The sequence below is a fragment of the Enterovibrio qingdaonensis genome (assembly GCF_028683135.1).
GTDB classification, from domain to species: Bacteria; Pseudomonadota; Gammaproteobacteria; order Enterobacterales; family Vibrionaceae; genus Enterovibrio; species Enterovibrio qingdaonensis.
In genome coordinates this window covers 252,517-268,982 of the sequence record NZ_JAJUBB010000004.1, presented here as the reverse complement: position 1 = coordinate 268,982, position 16,466 = coordinate 252,517, and the positions used below count along the sequence as shown (strand labels likewise).

Below are 16,466 nucleotides of genomic sequence, written 5' to 3'. Positions count from 1 at the left end.
GAACTGACTCATGACCATGAATCGCAGATCGTTTCTTAAAGGCATGCTGTCGGTCAGTGCGGCGACCGTGATTGGCCCCAGCCTGCTCGTTGCGACAAACGCGGAAGCCAACTCTGAATTACTTGACGGTGTATGGCGGACATCGGGGTCTCACTGGGGCGCCTTCAGAGCACGAGTGGCTGGCGGCAAAGTGGTAGAAGTTGTCCCCTTTAACCATGACAAACATCCAACAGAAATGCTGGAAGGGGTGAAGGGGTTAATTTATAACCCTTCACGTGTACGCTATCCCATGGTGCGTCTGGATTGGCTTAAGCGAAGCGAGGGCTGGAACACCACGCGAGGCGATAATCGCTTTGTGCGGGTAACGTGGGATCAAGCCTTAGATCTCTTCTACAGCGAATTAGAGCGGGTTCAGAAAACCTACGGTCCATCAGGTTTGCTGGCAGGGCAAACTGGCTGGCGTCAGACCGGGCAATTTCATAGCTGTACAACGCATATGCAGCGCGCATTGGCCATGCATGGCTTCTTTGTAAAGAAAATCGGGGATTACTCTACGGGGGCGGGCCAAACCATCATGCCTTACGTGCTGGGCTCTACCGAAGTGTACGCGCAGCAAACATCGTGGTCTCTGGTGTTGGACAATGCTAAGCAAATCGTGATTTGGGCGAATGATCCGGTGAAAAATGCGCAAGTAGGGTGGCAATGTCCGACTCACGATGTGTACGGTGAATTCGCAAAACTCAAAGAAAAAGTTGAGAGTGGAGAGATCAAAGTTATTTCTGTGGACCCTGTTGTCAGTAAAACGCAGAAATATCTCGGCTGTGATCATCTGTATATCAACCCCCAAACCGATGTTCCATTCATGCTGGCGATCGCTCATACACTTTATACCGAGGATCTTTACGATAAGAACTTTATCAAGGTGTATTGCTTAGGCTTTGAAGGCTTCATTGATTATGTAACGGGTAAAACCAAAGACAAAGTTGAGAAAACCCCGGAATGGGCGGAGAAAATTTGTGGCGTCCCTGCGGATAAAATCCGTGAGTTTTCGCGCATGTTGGCAAGCCAGCGTACCCAATTGATGTTTGGTTGGTGTATCCAGCGTCAACAGCACGGCGAGCAACCGTATTGGATGGGAGCAGTCATTGCGAGCATGCTGGGTGGTATCGGGTTGCCGGGTGGTGGTATTTCGTATGCGCACCATTATTCGGGTATCGGTGAGCCAGCAACCGGGGCTGCTGGCCCTGGGGGCTTCCCTCGAAACCTTGACCCTGGCATGGAGCCCAAATACAACAACAGCGACTTTAAGGGCTACGCAAGCACTATCCCCGTCGCGCGTTGGATAGAGTCTATTGAAGAGCCGGGCAAGGTAATTAACTACAACGGCAGCAAGGTCAAACTGCCACCGATAAAAATGGTGGTGGTCAGTGGTAATAACCCTTGGCATCACCACCAAGATCATAATCGGATGAAAAAGGCCTATTACAATATTGAAACGGCCGTCACCATTGATTTTGCGTGGACAGCGACCTGTCGCTTCTCAGACATTGTGTTACCGGCGTGTACCCAATTTGAACGGAATGATATCGATCTCTATGGTGCCTATTCCGCCACAGGTGTGTTAGCGATGCACAAGCTGGTGGACCCGCTTTATCAATCCCGAACAGACTTTGACATTTTTAAAGGTCTCACCGCGCGCTTTGGCTTGAATAAGGACAAAGAGTTTGCGCAGGAAATGGGCGAAATGCAGTGGGTGGAGAAGCTCTATAACGAATGTGTGGCCGCAAACAAAGGCAACTTTGAGATGCCAGACTTCAAAACCTTCTGGAAAGACGGCTATGTGGGCTTCGGTAAAGGGAACACCTATGTTCGCCATGCCTTGTTCCGTGAAGATCCTGAGCTCAATCCGCTTGGAACGCCGTCTGGGTTTATTGAAATTACCAGTCGTAAAATCGGCAGCTACGGGTATGAATACTGCCAAGAGCATCCAATGTGGTTTGAGAAAGCCGAACGTTCTCATGGTGGCCCAGGGTCGGAAAAATACCCATTTTGGCTGCAATCCTGTCACCCTGATAAACGTCTTCACTCTCAAATGTGTGAATCACCTGCGTTACGGGAAACCTACACCGTACAAGGCAGAGAGCCCGCGTATATCAACCCTGAAGATGCCAAAGAAAAAGGCATTAAAGATGGTGACCTGATCCGAGTGTACAACGATCGTGGACAGTTAATCGCAGGGGCGGTGGTGTCAGACCAGTATCCGCGAGGCGTGATACGCATACAAGAAGGTGCGTGGTATGGGCCGACAGGCTCAGAAATTAATGCCATCGATACCTATGGTGACCCAAATACGGTAACGCTGGATGTCGGCACCTCTGAGCTTGCACAGGCCTGTAGTGCGTATACCTGTGTAGTCGAATACGAGAAGTTCAAAGGTGACGCACCGGCGGTGAACGCATTTACAGGACCAATCGAAGTAACGCTGTAAATTTTTTGAATCCAATGAACGATAATGGGAGCTGCTTTTTGTGGCTCCCTTTTTTGTTGCGTATATTCAGGAGACTAGTTGGCAAAAGGACGAGATATGTGCGGGCGTTTTAATGTCACAGATGACCCTTATATGCATGCGCTATTGCAAGGGCTTGGTGTTGACTTAGGGCCATTACCCCTAAGGGTTTGTGAGGATATCGCACCGACTCAGCGAGTAAGTATGGTCATCGATGAGTGCGGAGAACAAATACTGTGCGATGCCACGTGGTGGCTTCTATTAACCCAAGAAGGTCGTGATTTTAAACCCCTGTCGAAATATGCCAGTTTTAATACGCGTAGCGACAAACTTAATGTGCCTCGAAGTGCAGGATTTATCCCTTTTAGGCAATCACGTTGCATCATTCCGGCATCCGGTTTTATAGAGACGGAAAAAGGAAAAGCATTTTCCATTACTCCAGTTAATCAGGCCATTGCGTTTGGAGGTTTGTTTCGAGAGTGGGTGCATGATGACACTGGCGAAATGGTTCGCTCGTGCTCAATTATCACGTTACCGCCTCACCCAAGCATTGCCCCCTATCACTCGAAATCCATGCCGCTGATACTGCCGAATGATCCCGACGTGCGAAATATGTGGTTAGACAGGGAAAGAGTAAACACGGATGCCTTGATGTCGCTGTTAACATCAAGACTACCGTTAGATGTCTATGTCACGCCGATCAAGCGGGCGTCAGAAAACGTGCCCACAGGAAGGCCTGTGTTATTGCCAAAAGATGATTTAGCTTGAGTGTTCAAGCCGCCATTTCGGCTTTCATCGTGTCTGCGACGAAGTGAAGCATTGTTGCCCAAGCATCGCGTACTTGTGGGGTAAACTCATCGCCCAACCCGACTTTAAGTGTATGCAGCAACGCATTGCAGACGGGCGTAAAGTGCGACGGTTTAACGCCATAGCTCACGTGACGTTTGGCCAACTCCTTCAAAATAGGGACCAATGTGTCAGGAGAATCCAAGCTATTCACTGCTGCACTTACCATCGCCATAAGCTTGCGTCCCTGCTGCTTCATGTCTCCTTTAAATAACCGCTTAAGAGTCGGGTCATAGGAAAACAGGGTGTCGTAAAAAATCTCTGCTGCTTTCAACGAGATAGGTTCAACTTTTTTGAAGCTTTGCGTGATCAATGTGACTTGCTGTGGCGTTAAAGACATGATCATTTACCCTAAAAATTGAGTGTGTTTTAGTAGTTGGTATATCAATAGGGTAGATAAGGAGAGACGGTTTTCCAGTTTACGAGACAAAACTGTGTCAGAGGCAGGGTGTTGAGGTTTCGCGTTTTCGCGTAAAAATTCTGATCTCACCGAGGTTGTGATGACCTTTTTTCGCGATATTGTTGACGTTGCGATAGGTTAGATATGAACACCAGTGAATACGCAAGAAAGCATATTCGATTTGAACAATGACGTGTTAAATCAGTGGCTGGGGTTCAACCTGCATAAAAAGACCGCATAGGAGCGGCTTAGAAACAAGGACGATTATGTTACAGCTAGACGATATTTGCTTGCGACCAGCCCGAACGGATGAAAGAGACCATCTTTGGCATTTCATCTATGTTGACAATGAATGGAAACAGCACGACGCTCCCTACTTCCCACTAGAATATCAATCTCGCTTCCAGTTTCGCCGCAATCTGTTTAAGCGATTGAAGGCAGGTGAAACGGCCATGGTGATCGAATATCAAGACATGGCGATAGGCTATTTGTCGTGTTATTGGGAAGATCAGTCAACCCGTTGGCTAGAAGTGGGTATAACACTTTTCACGTCTCAATATTGGGGAAAGCAACTTGGGCGAAAAGCACTCACACTATGGATTACACACCTTTTTGATCGAACAGACGTTGCACGCATTGGTTTAACAACGTGGTCGGGAAACCCTCGAATGATGAAGTGTGCTGAGGCACTCGGCTTGCAGGAAGAAGGGCGTATCCGCAAAGTTCGGTATTACAAAGGCGAATACTATGACTCCCTTCGTTATGGTGTTCTGCGTGAAGAGTGGCTGGAATTGCAACGAGAAGATGTGCACACCCTGCGTTGCGCTGGTTAGCCTACTGGGTTTTACAGTGTAAAGGTGCAAGATGCCCACGATTATCAGTGCTGATATACCGATCCATTTTGAACGAAGGGGTAGTGGCTCTCCCCTTGTTTTTCTGCATGGCTTGGGCTCTAGCAGTGTCGATTGGTCCGAGCAAATCGCCTTCTTCTCTCAAAATTTCGATGTGATTGCCCCCGACTTTCCATTACATGGCCAATCGGGAGGGAAAATTGAGACATTTTCGCTGCCTCACTGCGCTGACGTTATCCATGACCTGCTTAATCAATTGTCTATCGAAAAAGCGACGGTGGTTGGGGTCTCGATGGGAGGAATGGTCGGGATGGAATTAGCCATTCGCTACCCAGAGAAAATCGCTAAATTGGCCGTTGTTAATGCCTTGGCGGAATGTAAGCCCCGCATGGCAATAGAATGGTGGATGTTGTTAACTAGGCGATTCTTATTGAAATTTGTTTCAGTGGCTCGCATAGCAAAAATGATGGGAGATCAACTTCTTCCCGGCGAGGCGTTGAAGGAGAAGCGCATTGAGGCGGTGGCTAGGTGGAGCTTGAATGATCGAGCCAGTTATATTGCCTCGTTCAATGCGCTTCTAGGCTGGCAGGTTCTCGATAAGCTTGCTTTAATCAGGTGCCCACTTTTTCTTATTAGTGCTGAATTCGACCATACCCCGCCAACATCTAAAAAAGTCCTTGCCGCACTGTACCCCGATGGCGAGTTTTCAATGATCGCAGGCATGCGCCATCTTGTGCCATTAGAATCCCCCGATACCTTCAATCAAATCCTCAACGACTGGCTACATCGCCATGCGTCATCACGCCGCTAATCTTTATTGTTGTTAGGGTGATTTTCCCTCGAGATATTCTCGGTTGATATTACTGCTAGCTACCTGAATTTTTTCGCATCTTGAGAGGAAGAATGCAACACATAGACTAGAATTTTCAGTATCTGAACAGGAGTTTAACTAATGCGAACATCGATACTTTCTAGCCTATCCCGATCACTGAGCTATCTTTTGGGAACCCAGTCAGTGGTAACGAGTGAAGCGGAAGCCAAGCTAATTGCGTTGGATAAAACCCTTGCCATGATCGAGTTTGATACGTCAGGAAAAATTCTTTACGCAAATAAAAACTTCCTGACGGTCATGGGATATTCGCTCGGTGAGATTAAAGGCAAACACCACTCAATGTTTGTTCAGCCCGACTTTGCAAAATCTCAGGCATACAGAGACTTTTGGATCAGGCTTGCGCATGGGAAGTCATTTAGCAATGAGTACAAACGCATTGGTAAGAACGGTCGTGAAGTGTGGATCCAAGCGTCCTACAACCCGGTTCATGCGCCAAATGGGCAAGTACAAAAAATCGTAAAATTCGCGACGGATATTACCCGCGATAAAACCCTCAACTTGGATCATGCTGGCCAAATTGATGCTATCAATCGTAGTCAGGCGGTGATTGAGTTTGATTTACGCGGCAATATTCTTGATGCCAACGACAATTTCCTTGCCGTGATGGGGTATGAACTGAGCGAGGTCAAAGGGAAGCATCACGCGATGTTTGTTGAACCGGAATTTGCTCAGTCAAAAGAATACAAACAATTTTGGGAGTCTTTAGGGCGTGGAGAGTTTCAAATAGCGCAATACAAACGTTTGGGTAAAGGGGGTAAAGAGGTTTGGATTCGCGCGTCTTATAACCCCATTCTTGATGAAGCGGGTAAGCCCTTCAAAGTGGTGAAGTTTGCAACGGATGTGACGGAACAACGCATCCGTAATGCGGATTTTGCAGGGCAGATTGAAGCCATATCAAAATCGCAGGCGGTCATTGAGTTTGACTTAGACGGCACCATTCGCCATGCCAATGGTAATTTTTTAAAGGCGATAGGCTATCGGCTGGAGGAAATAAAAGGCAAGCATCATTCAATGTTTGTCACGCCAGAAATCCGTAACTCAAAAAATTACAAAACGTTTTGGCAGCGTCTTGGGAAGGGTGAGTTTCAAAGCGGAGAGTTTGAACGTGTAGGCAAAGGTGGACGCCAGATATGGATTCAGGCCTCTTACAATCCAATTCTGGATGCATCGGGAAAGCCATTTAAAGTGGTGAAATTTGCAAGTGATATCACTGCGCAGAAATTGAAGAATGCCGATTCTGAGGAGCAAATTGCTGCGATAGGGAAATCCCAGGCGGTTATTGAATTCGATATGAAAGGAAACATCCTTTCTGCCAATGACAACTTTCTTAACGCGATGGGTTACACCCTAAAAGAGGTCCAAGGGCGTCATCACTCCATTTTTGTCGACCCAGAGTATGGTGTGTCTCGGGAATACAAACAGTTTTGGGAAAAGCTGAACCGTGGCGAATTCGAAAGTGCGGAGTTTCAGCGATTTGCTAAAGGTGGTCGAGAAGTTTGGATTCAAGCGTCATATAACCCAATCTGCGATTTGTCGGGAAAACCTTTTAAAGTGGTGAAGTACGCAACCGATATTACTGCTAAAAAACGGGCAGTGGCACTTATTAGCGCGAGTTTAATGAGCTTGTCAAAAGGGGATTTGGGTTATCACATTGAAGAGGAGTTGGATGAAGAATTTGAGCCAGTACGACGGGCCTTAAATTCGACGATCGAACGTTTAAATGAATTGGTTCTCGATATTTCTAAAGCCTCCTCCTCTGTTAGTGCTGCCGCGAGAGAAATTCGGTTGGGAACAACAGATCTGAGTGACAGAACGGAAGCTCAGGCCACCAGCTTGGAAGAAACAGCAGCAAGCATGCAAGAGATCACCGCAACCGTACAGCAAAATGAAGATACGTCTGCAGGTGCCGTTAAGTTAGCGGCCGAGGCCACACAAAAAGCGGAACGTGGTGGAAAGGTCGTCATTGAAGCCGTGGCCGCAATGGCTGACATTGAGAACTCCAGTAGGCAGATTTCAGACATCATTGGGGTGATCAATGAAATCGCGTTCCAGACTAACCTATTGGCACTAAATGCGGCGGTGGAAGCAGCAAGAGCCGGTGAGCAAGGGCGTGGTTTTGCGGTGGTTGCTGGTGAAGTTCGAAATCTGGCACAACGAAGTGCAAAGGCATCGGTTGAAATTAAAAAACTGATCAATGCGAGTGTGTCAAAGGTGAAAGACGGCACGCACTTGGTGCGTGAATCCGGTGATAACTTGGTTGAAATTGTTGAAGCAATCAAAAACGTATCCGACATGATTAACTCCATGAGCATAGCGACAAAAGAGCAGTCTCAAGGAATAGGCGAGATCGGTCGAGCAATCACTGAAATGGACAACATGACGCAGCAAAATGCGGGCTTGGCTGAAGAAACCACGGCAGCCAGTGAGAATATGTTGGGAGAAGCAGAGGCTTTGTTAGAACTGGTGACGTTCTTCAAAACCAAATCAGCCTAGTATTGTCGTTGTTTATTGTTTCTCATAAAAAACCAGCAATATTTGCTGGTTTTTTTCATGCAGACACACAGGGTGAACTTTGAGTATTCTATGCCGACGCTCTTAGTGCGGCGATGTCATGGTGCCTAAATATGGGGCTTAGATTAGGCATCAGAGCATCGAGTTGGCTCCTTTCCATCATTGTCTGTTCTAGAAAAGGATCGATTTTTAAAGGAACGGTCATTAAACAAAGATCGATTGCGCAATGTGGTCTCGGTGCAAATGGGGTTTCGCGTGTTAACCCCAAACGCTCGTAGAATCGCTTGTGCTTTTTCCCAGACGCGCAAACCATCAAGACATCATCAAAATATTCTGTAAATGCAAATGCGTTGGCATAGAGAGCCAGTGGCGCAATTGATGACATACCTCTGACTTCCGGCAGCACTGCCAAACGGCCAATTTCCACGATCACTGGGTGTGTTTTACTTAGTTCAGCAAACTTTTCAGCAAAGCCTCGTTCACAGGGGACAGAAGGCCATTCCAAATCAGCACACTTCACACTGACTCGCGCGGTGGCCATAGGTTTGCCCTGATCTTTCAACAAGAACGTAAAGTGATTACTTTCTTCGTCATATTCATCTTTGTATAAGCCTGACCCTGACAGTGGCTCGTAGTCAACATCGGTATAAGCTTGATACCGAATGTTGTAGGCTGTGATCTTCTCTTCATGTGTTAAACAAAGGTGATTAGAGAATTTAGAAAAGTCCATGTCCACTCCTTAATGTATGCATTGGCATACTAAGCAAATCTCGGTAAGCAATGAAATAGACAGATTGAAATGCCGCGAGAGTGCACACTATGCGGGTATCAACAATGCAAAGGTATTACAGAAAACCAAATACACTCTCCCAATTTCTTCTTCACGGTTCGCAATCCAATTTATTCTTCATTCAAACAATGGCTTACTGTTTGAATGCAAAAGGATGAGAGGAACAGTTGATGTCATCAGTCGCGGTGATCAGTACCCTATTTAGTGCAGAAAAGTGGAGCGATAATGACGCGTTGCTGGATGAGTATGCGCTTGCGCTCAATGGCAGCCGTTGTCGCCCCGCCGCTATCGTTTGGCCGGAGAATGAAGATGACCTTCTGGAATTGGTAAATGCGGCAAATCATCACCAGTTTACTATTCACATTCTTGCTCAGGGAAAAAACTGGGGATATGGCACTGCGCAGGCTACTGCCTCAGACCAAGTGATCGTTAACCTAAAGCTGATGAACAGCGTGCTTGAGATTAACGAAGATGACGCGTATGTCCGAATCCAACCGGGGGTCACACAGTCTCAACTGCATGACGCTATCATGAGCAATGGTGCTTCTTTACAGTTAGATATCACAGCGGCAGGGAAGCATACCAGTGTCGTTGGCAACGTTCTTGAGCGTGGTTTTGGACATACAAACTACAGTGATCGATTCGGCAGTGTTCTGTCGATGCGCGTGTTATTGCCGACGGGAAAAATTATAGAAACGGGGATGGGTGCCTATCAACAAAGTGTTGCCAAGCATGTTTATCCTTATGGTATTGGTCCTGTGCTGCAAGGGCTATTTTCCCAATCCAACTTGGGCATCGTCTTGGAAATGACGCTAGCATTGCAGCCAGCCCCAGATTTTGACCTTAACATTGTTATCCTTTGCAAATCATATGCTGACGCACCCAAGGTGGTGTGTGAAATGGCGCGTTTGAAAAGGCTCGGGATTGTGACGAGTGGTGTTCATACCGCCTCGATGGCGCGAGCCATGGGGGAAAACGCGAAAAACGTCGCGGGTGCTTGGGTGGTCACTACAACCTTATCTGGGCCTAAATCGATGGCGAAAGCACGCTATCGTGAAATGAAGAAATCACTGAATAAGACGGTGCCCGGACTGAGGTTTGTTGCGCTTACGCGCCAGCGTTGGAATATCATTCAATGGGTTAATAAGTATTTAAAATCACCGCACATTGAGAGCCTGAAAATTGTATGGGATCTCAAGCAAGGCACGCCGACGGACGACGCCATCAAAACGTTGCTTGACCACCCAACAGCGCATTCACAAATGAAGACGAAGGATTTTCCCGCGTACTTCCGCTGGATATGTGCCGTCACAAGCAGCAAAACACAAGATATTGAACGCATGCTGGAGATTTGCAGGCCGCTATTTGCCGAACATGGTTACGAAGAACGCTACACCATGACAAACGTCACTGAGCGAGCCGTGGTGCTTATCGCCAATATTCGTTATGAGAAAACCCCAGAGTCAGTGGTGCGAGCGAAGGCGTTTTATAAGGCGTTGGATACCGCCCTTCTTGAGCAGGGCTTTTGTCCATACCGAAGTGGTAGTGGTTTGTTTGGTGATATTTATCCTTATATAGAACCTAATCACTTGGCGTTACTGGATCAATTGAAAAAGGCGATGGATCCAAACCAAATCCTCTCACCGGGGAAATATTGGTGTGGTCAGTTGCCCTCACAACCGCAACCGCAACCTCAACCACAAACAGAAAAGGTGGATCGTGAAATGCTTGCGAAGGCTGATGGCTAATCCGTTGTCTGCAAAATCAAACGGGCTTTAAGAGGCGTGATGGCCTCTTAAAGCAGAGAACCTCTGTTGAGGCTATTTTCGGCCACGTTTTTTGCTTTTGGGCATATCATCGGCAACATCGTGTTGGACAGGGATTGTAAAGAAGGCAACCATTTCTCGCATTTCTTGAGAAACGCTAAGCAAGCCTTCACTTGCATTGGTGGCTTCCTCCACGAGGGCGGCATTTTGCTGTGTCATTTGGTCCATTTTAGTGATGGCGTTGTTGACCAGATCAATACCGGCGCTTTGCTCTTGAGCAGCCTCGCTGATTTCTTCCATCCTGCTACCCATTTCTTCCACCATCGATACGATCTCTGTGAGCGTTTTTCCTGACTCCCCAACCAGCGATGCGCCAACGACCACTTTGGCGTTGCTTGCGTTGATAAGGTCTGTAATCTCTTTTGCGGCTTTCGCTGAGCGTTGTGCAAGGTTACGAACCTCACCAGCGACAACCGCAAAGCCGCGACCTTGTTCGCCTGCTCTTGCAGCTTCGACGGCAGCATTGAGCGCAAGTAAGTTGGTCTGGAACGCAATATCATCAATCACGCCGATAATCTCCGCAATTTCTTCACTGGCAGAGCTGATATCGTCCATGGCATCGACAGTACGATTAATGGCACTCCCGCCTTCCCTTGCTTTAGCGCGCGCTTTCATGCTGAGGAGTTTGGTCGCAAATGCGCTTTCTGCGCTTTGTTTTACTATGGTGGTCATGTTTGCCATGCTGGAGGCGGTATCTTGCAGCGATGAAGCTTGGACTTCGGTTCGTTGACTCAGGTCTTGATTTCCCGCCACGATTTCCTGTGAAAGCTTAGAGACGGTTGTTGCTGTTTGACGAATCTTGCTAATGACCTCTGTGAGAGTGTCGATGGTTTGGTTCGTGTCTTGCTTAAGTTGGTCGAACTTTCCTGAGTAGTTCTTTTCCATTCGTCGGGTGAGATTACCTGTCGACATTGCACCAAGCAGGTTTTGCATATCTTCAGTGGTACTTTCGACGTTAGAAATGAGCATGTTCAGCCCTTCTGACAAGTTGTAGAAAAAGCCGCGTTTGCCATCCATTTGTAAGGTGTTGCTAAAGTCTCCTCTGGCTGCACCCGCGATAGCATCATCAATTTCTAACTCTATCGCCACCTCATCTGTTCTGTCTTTCCACTCCAGTACGGTACCAATGCGATCACCAGAATGGACGAACATGGGAACAGCGTTAACAGAGAAAACTTTTTCGCCAATGAAAAATTCACAATACATTGGTGTGATAAGTGATGTGAGTTGCGCTTCTGTCAATGACGCACCATGGAAATTGGCAATGGGTTGTCCGATGATGTCTTGCGCACTAAAGCCCATGAGCTCTTTGGCGAATTCTGCTTCGGCATCTTGCAAAAGGTGATAGGTTGCTGCGTTTGCATAAATTATGCGGTGATCCGTGTCTGCCATTAATATGCAGTTGGATGCGCTATCAAGGGCTTGACGAACTTTTGCATTTTCGTTGGCGGTGGTTTCTGCTGCATATTCCGCTGCTTGTTTGGCGCATTCAGCACGTTCTACGTTCTCGAGCGAGGTGTTCGTCGCTTCTTTTATTTTTAAAAGGTCGCCTCGAAACTCGCCTTGCATCCGCACTGATAGATCACCGCTTGCCAGACGTTCCATTACCTTTTGCATTTCGCTTAACGCATCTTGAGTGGCATCCATAAACGTATTAAACGCTTCGGCCGATTGACTTATTTCATCATTTCCCCGCACGTTTAAGCGCACCGCATAGTCCCCATTTTCTGCGACATGCTTAAGCCGCATTGTCGTTCCTCTCATAGGACGAGCGATAGAACGCGTGATGCTGTAGGCAATTAGGCAGCCTAAAACTGCGCCAACGATACCCGTAATCTTAAGTACCAGCACCATGGTGTTGTTTAATGACTCGAGGTGGCTCACCTCTGCTTGAAGCGCATCTGACTGGGATTGCAAGATATTGTTTACGATGGCGAGTGAGGCATCGGCAAGCGGAGCCGCTTTAGCACCTAATAAATACTGCGACATGTTCCAACGGTCGGAATCCCGCACCATAAACATTTCATCGACGATGTCAGGGAAGGTTTCTCGCTCTTGTGAGTAGCGGGTAAACATCTCCTTTTGATCGTTCGTAAACAAGTAGGCAATTTCGCTAATCTCATCGAATCGAATGCTATTGGTTGTCCAATGTTGGAAAAAAGCGGCTTTAAATACTGGGTTGCCGCTTAAAAGATAAGATCTGACAGCCCCAAGACTGAGAGAAAGTGATGCGCTTGAGTCGGAGATTAACCCAAGCAGTTTTTTACGTGATGGTGTAGAAGGTAAGGTTTGTTCAATAGCACTTAACCTATCGAGGTTTGAGACTAAGCGAAAAATGGACGGTGCTGCTTTTTCCCCAAAGATCTTCATCGCAGGTTGTTCATCCACCGTATGCGCAAGGTTTTCTACTTCGTCCTGCGCGGCACGGTACTGTCGTAGACCTTCCTTTAGTTGTTCGAGCTTTTCATTGTAATCGGCAGTCTCTAGCTGGTTCAGATGCAACAATTTGAGTTGTGTATCAATGTTTTGCCAGATTTGCTGCCTTTTATCGATAAGTGTTTTGTCGCCGAGAACAAGATACCCACGGAGAATGGCGAGGGATTTGTTAAGTTCACTGTTTAGTTCTTTTCCTGCAATGGAGGTGGGGACGGAGTTTTCAAGTAACGAGGTTCCCACTTTCTGTAGCTCAGCTAAGCGCGAATTGGTAAAGACAACGGCGGAGATAAAAATGGCGATGAGCAATCCAAACCCCAAAGCAAGTCGTTGGCCTATTGTGAATTGAAAACGACGTAATTTCTGCTTACTCATCGGTGCTCCTCTCCTCTGATAGCAGTGTGTTTAGCTTGCGAACAATGAGATCAACCAGTGCAAAGACATCTGACGGTGTTTTGTTTTGCTTTTTTGAATCAGAATTATTGGCATAAAAATCCCCGAATACCTCGTCTGGTGAAAGGCTATTCATCACTAAAGCCAGTGTATCGAGGCATTCTCCCGCCTGAAGAAAAACCTCTGCTGGAATCGCCAAGTCACGTTCTCGCTCAATGCGATGCGTTGGCCGAACCTTATGTTTCAGCGCGAGTTGGTCGACAAGGTCTGAAAGGCGGCTAAGTGCAACAAACACATCTTCGGGTCGGTAGTTTTCGACAGTGATTTGGCGAGTAGGCAACCATGCCGAGCGTTCAGGAAATTGGTGGGTTGCGTAATGTGTTACTAAAGCATCTACGCTTTGCATAAGCGAAAACACTTGGGTAGGCGTAAGCGGCCCGTAGTAGTCAGAATGACCAAATTGTTTGTCGCTGTCTGAAATAGCGAGAGTCGCCCCAGTTGTGATGGGGGATGCAACAAGCAGAGCCAAGACTGCCCAACGAGGCAAAGTGTTTCTAAACATTATGAAAAATCGGCAGCGTTGTAAGATTCTCATTCTTATTGTTACCCATCAAATGCCGTGTTTAGGGCAAGCATTCTTAGTATTGAAATATGTGCTTCGTAGATAAGTCTAGTTAGATATGCGGCAAATAGCCTGTTTGAAATGAATGCCTTAACGTTAGGGAAAGTCGTCAATTACGCGGGCTAAGTTTATCGTTAGTGTGTACGGGTAATTCTGAACGTAATGACAAGGGAGTGTGGAATGATTTCTCGGCGTCGTTTTATGCAACAAACGAGTGCGTTGGCAATGAGCTTGCCTTTCGGATCTGCAATGGGAGAAACAAATTATGCCAAGAATTGGTATATGCCCGATGAAGCAGCCAAGCATGTTCGCACCTGGATGGTATTTGGTGCGCATAAAGCGATTTGGGGCGCGAGGTTGCTACCGCAAGTTCAGAAGAACCTAGCCACGATTGCACTCACCATTGCGAAATATGAACCCGTTTCTATGCTCGTTAGACAAGAAGATTTGCCCCTCGCTAAGTCCCTGATGGGAGACAAGGTTGAGTTGGTGGTCGGCCAGATGAATGATCTTTGGGCGCGAGATATTGCTCCTACATTCGTGACCAATGCAAAAGGGGAAACCGCGGCAGTTGATTTTAATTTCAATGGTTGGGGTAAAAAACAAGCTTATAGAAAAGATGCCACGGTCAGCGCGAAAATCGCGAATTTGGCACACGTACCTGTGATTAACACGTCACTGGTGATGGAAGGCGGGTGTATTGAAGTCGATGGTATCGGTACTGCCATTATTTCTGAAAGCTGCACATTGAATGACAACCGAAACCCGGGCATCTCAAAAGCCCAATTTGAAGACCTTTTAATGCCTTTGCTCGGCCTAAGAAAAATCATCTGGCTTCCTGGTATAAAAGGGCGAGACATCACCGATGGTCACACCGATTTTTATGCAAGGTTTGCATCGCCTGGCAATGTGGTGGTGAGTATCGACACCGATCCGGATTCGTACGAATATGCGCTGACGCGTGAACATGAACGCATTTTAAGAAACGCTACCGATGCGCTGGGTAGGCAGTTAAACGTGTTTCCTATGGCAACGCCAGATAGGGTGCGAGAAGAATATGATGATCCTGATTTTGCAGCGGGCTACGTGGGATTCTATGTGTGTAATGGAGCCGTCATTATGCAGCAGTTCGGCGATAAAAAAGCAGATAAGAAAGCGCAAGATACCCTCCAAGCCTTGTTTCCTGAGAGGGTAGTGGAAGCGTTAAACATGGATGCGTTAGCGGCGGGAGGGGGCAGTATTCATTGTGCAACGCAGCAGCTACCCCGTTCGATAGCAGAAATTAAATAATCACAGATAAGGCTTTACTGTCGCCAGCGGCTTTGTTTAGCCACTTATTACATCATCCTGAGCGGCAATTTGTTGCAACCAGCGACCGAGCTTCACAATGTCTGATTGCTTGGCTCTGTGCTTCTTATACACAAAATACAAGCTATCACCTGTTGGCATCTCATGCATGGGGATTCGCACCAGTTGCTCGCGGTCGATTTCATTCATGAAGTAATGGTTTAAAAAGGTAATACCATGTTCGTACCGAGCGGCTTCCGTTGCCAGCAGCATATGACTAAATGTGTGAATTTTAACGCCTTTCGGGAGGTCAAAGCCGCCCAGTTTGCACCACTGTGCCCAGTCATTTTTCATCAAAGAAGTAACAGTCAGCAGCGGGTAGTCCCACATCGCGTCAGGCAAGGGCTTGTCTTTAATTTGTTGCCAGATTTTATGGCTGCATACAGGGTACAAATATTCGGTATAGAGCAGTTCATATTGGTAATTTTTACCCGGCTCAAAATCCAGAATAAAGCAATCCGCCAACTCGTCTGATAGTTCGGAATTGTTTGCGAACATTTCAAGCGACAAATCAATTTCCGGATGCATTCGTCTAAAATCAGCCAACTGCGGCATCAGCCACTTTACTGCGAGCGAGCTGAATACCGCTAAACGCAACTGACCAGATACCCCTTCTCGTATCTGATGGCTTGCGCGAGAAATCGCCTGAAGGGGATCGCTGACTTCATCGTAATAATGCTGTCCGACGGAAGTTAGCCTAAGGTGCCGCCCTTGGCGTTCAAAAAGCGACTCGCCGAGAAACTCTTCCAATATCCGGATCTGGTGACTAACTGCACTTTGGGTCACGTTCAGGGACTCTGCCGCTTTCGAAAAGCTATTAAGGCGGGCGACCATGTCGAAATATTGAACAGCTCTTAGCGGAGGTTGCTTCATTATCTAAAAATCTAATGCTGATTGAATATTCATCATTATACGTCATGTTAATACGGGGATACTATGCAAGTTCTGTGATTTATACCCAAACAACCTGAAGATGCAGGATTCAGCGAGTTTGACTGGCGTTGTGATCGCGGCGTCCCTTTTTAGGTGTAGTCATCTCCATCAAAAAG

General features: G+C 47.1%; 12 protein-coding genes and 1 pseudogene. 8 read left to right on the top strand and 5 right to left on the bottom strand.

Annotated features, from left to right (window positions below; translation table 11 throughout):
- Positions 1 to 10: 10 nt before the first annotated feature.
- On the top strand, positions 11 to 2,488 hold the full coding sequence (torA, locus tag LRP49_RS08230; RefSeq protein WP_274141546.1) for a trimethylamine-N-oxide reductase TorA: 2,478 nt from the start codon (positions 11 to 13) through the stop codon (positions 2,486 to 2,488).
- Positions 2,489 to 2,566: 78 nt separating this feature from the next.
- The gene (locus tag LRP49_RS08225) at positions 2,567 to 3,274 is read left to right on the top strand and encodes an SOS response-associated peptidase family protein (protein WP_274141545.1); all 708 of its coding nucleotides are present in this window, start codon (positions 2,567 to 2,569) and stop codon (positions 3,272 to 3,274) included.
- Between the two features lie 4 nt (positions 3,275 to 3,278).
- Here LRP49_RS08225 and LRP49_RS08220 read toward each other — a convergent pair whose 3' ends face one another.
- On the bottom strand, positions 3,279 to 3,692 hold the full coding sequence (locus tag LRP49_RS08220) for a globin family protein (RefSeq protein ID WP_274141544.1): 414 nt from the start codon (positions 3,690 to 3,692) through the stop codon (positions 3,279 to 3,281).
- Positions 3,693 to 4,018: 326 nt separating this feature from the next.
- On the opposite strand from LRP49_RS08220, the gene LRP49_RS08215 reads away from it, so the two are divergent.
- The 4 genes and pseudogenes from LRP49_RS08215 (at position 4,019) to LRP49_RS25315 (ending at position 7,988) form a co-directional block, all read left to right on the top strand.
- On the top strand, positions 4,019 to 4,585 hold the full coding sequence (locus tag LRP49_RS08215; RefSeq protein WP_274141542.1) for a GNAT family N-acetyltransferase: 567 nt from the start codon (positions 4,019 to 4,021) through the stop codon (positions 4,583 to 4,585).
- Positions 4,586 to 4,616: 31 nt separating this feature from the next.
- A complete protein-coding gene (locus LRP49_RS08210) occupies positions 4,617 to 5,414 on the top strand; it encodes an alpha/beta fold hydrolase (protein ID WP_274141541.1) in 798 nt (265 codons plus the stop codon).
- Between the two features lie 141 nt (positions 5,415 to 5,555).
- A pseudogene (locus LRP49_RS25320) lies at positions 5,556 to 7,079 on the top strand (PAS domain-containing protein); the annotation flags it as partial.
- 33 nt (positions 7,080 to 7,112) lie between these two features.
- Positions 7,113 to 7,988 (top strand): methyl-accepting chemotaxis protein, encoded by an 876-nt coding sequence (locus LRP49_RS25315; protein ID WP_420791533.1) that lies wholly within the window; start codon positions 7,113 to 7,115, stop codon positions 7,986 to 7,988.
- Positions 7,989 to 8,076: 88 nt separating this feature from the next.
- Here LRP49_RS25315 and LRP49_RS08200 read toward each other — a convergent pair whose 3' ends face one another.
- Positions 8,077 to 8,736: an N-acyl amino acid synthase FeeM domain-containing protein gene (locus tag LRP49_RS08200; RefSeq protein ID WP_274141537.1), complete on the bottom strand. Its 660-nt coding sequence runs from the start codon at positions 8,734 to 8,736 to the stop codon at positions 8,077 to 8,079.
- Positions 8,737 to 8,966: 230 nt separating this feature from the next.
- Here LRP49_RS08200 and LRP49_RS08195 point away from each other — a divergent pair, with 230 nt between their 5' ends.
- Positions 8,967 to 10,544, top strand: a complete 1,578-nt coding sequence (locus LRP49_RS08195) for an FAD-binding oxidoreductase (protein ID WP_274141536.1) — start codon at positions 8,967 to 8,969, stop codon at positions 10,542 to 10,544.
- A 72-nt stretch (positions 10,545 to 10,616) separates the two neighbouring features.
- On the opposite strand, the gene LRP49_RS08190 is transcribed toward LRP49_RS08195, so the two are convergent.
- Both LRP49_RS08190 and LRP49_RS08185 read right to left on the bottom strand, forming a co-directional pair.
- The gene (locus LRP49_RS08190; RefSeq protein ID WP_274141535.1) at positions 10,617 to 13,430 is read right to left on the bottom strand and encodes a methyl-accepting chemotaxis protein; all 2,814 of its coding nucleotides are present in this window, start codon (positions 13,428 to 13,430) and stop codon (positions 10,617 to 10,619) included.
- Entirely contained in the window at positions 13,423 to 14,010 is a 588-nt protein-coding gene (locus LRP49_RS08185) for a hypothetical protein (protein WP_274141534.1), read from the bottom strand. The genes LRP49_RS08190 and LRP49_RS08185 overlap by 8 nt, the downstream gene beginning before the upstream one ends.
- Positions 14,011 to 14,250: 240 nt before the next feature.
- On the opposite strand from LRP49_RS08185, the gene LRP49_RS08180 reads away from it, so the two are divergent.
- The gene (locus LRP49_RS08180; protein ID WP_274141533.1) at positions 14,251 to 15,360 is read left to right on the top strand and encodes an agmatine deiminase family protein; all 1,110 of its coding nucleotides are present in this window, start codon (positions 14,251 to 14,253) and stop codon (positions 15,358 to 15,360) included.
- Between the two features lie 36 nt (positions 15,361 to 15,396).
- Here LRP49_RS08180 and LRP49_RS08175 read toward each other — a convergent pair whose 3' ends face one another.
- Positions 15,397 to 16,290 (bottom strand): LysR substrate-binding domain-containing protein, encoded by an 894-nt coding sequence (locus LRP49_RS08175; protein ID WP_274141532.1) that lies wholly within the window; start codon positions 16,288 to 16,290, stop codon positions 15,397 to 15,399.
- Between the last annotated feature and the right edge of the window lie 176 nt (positions 16,291 to 16,466).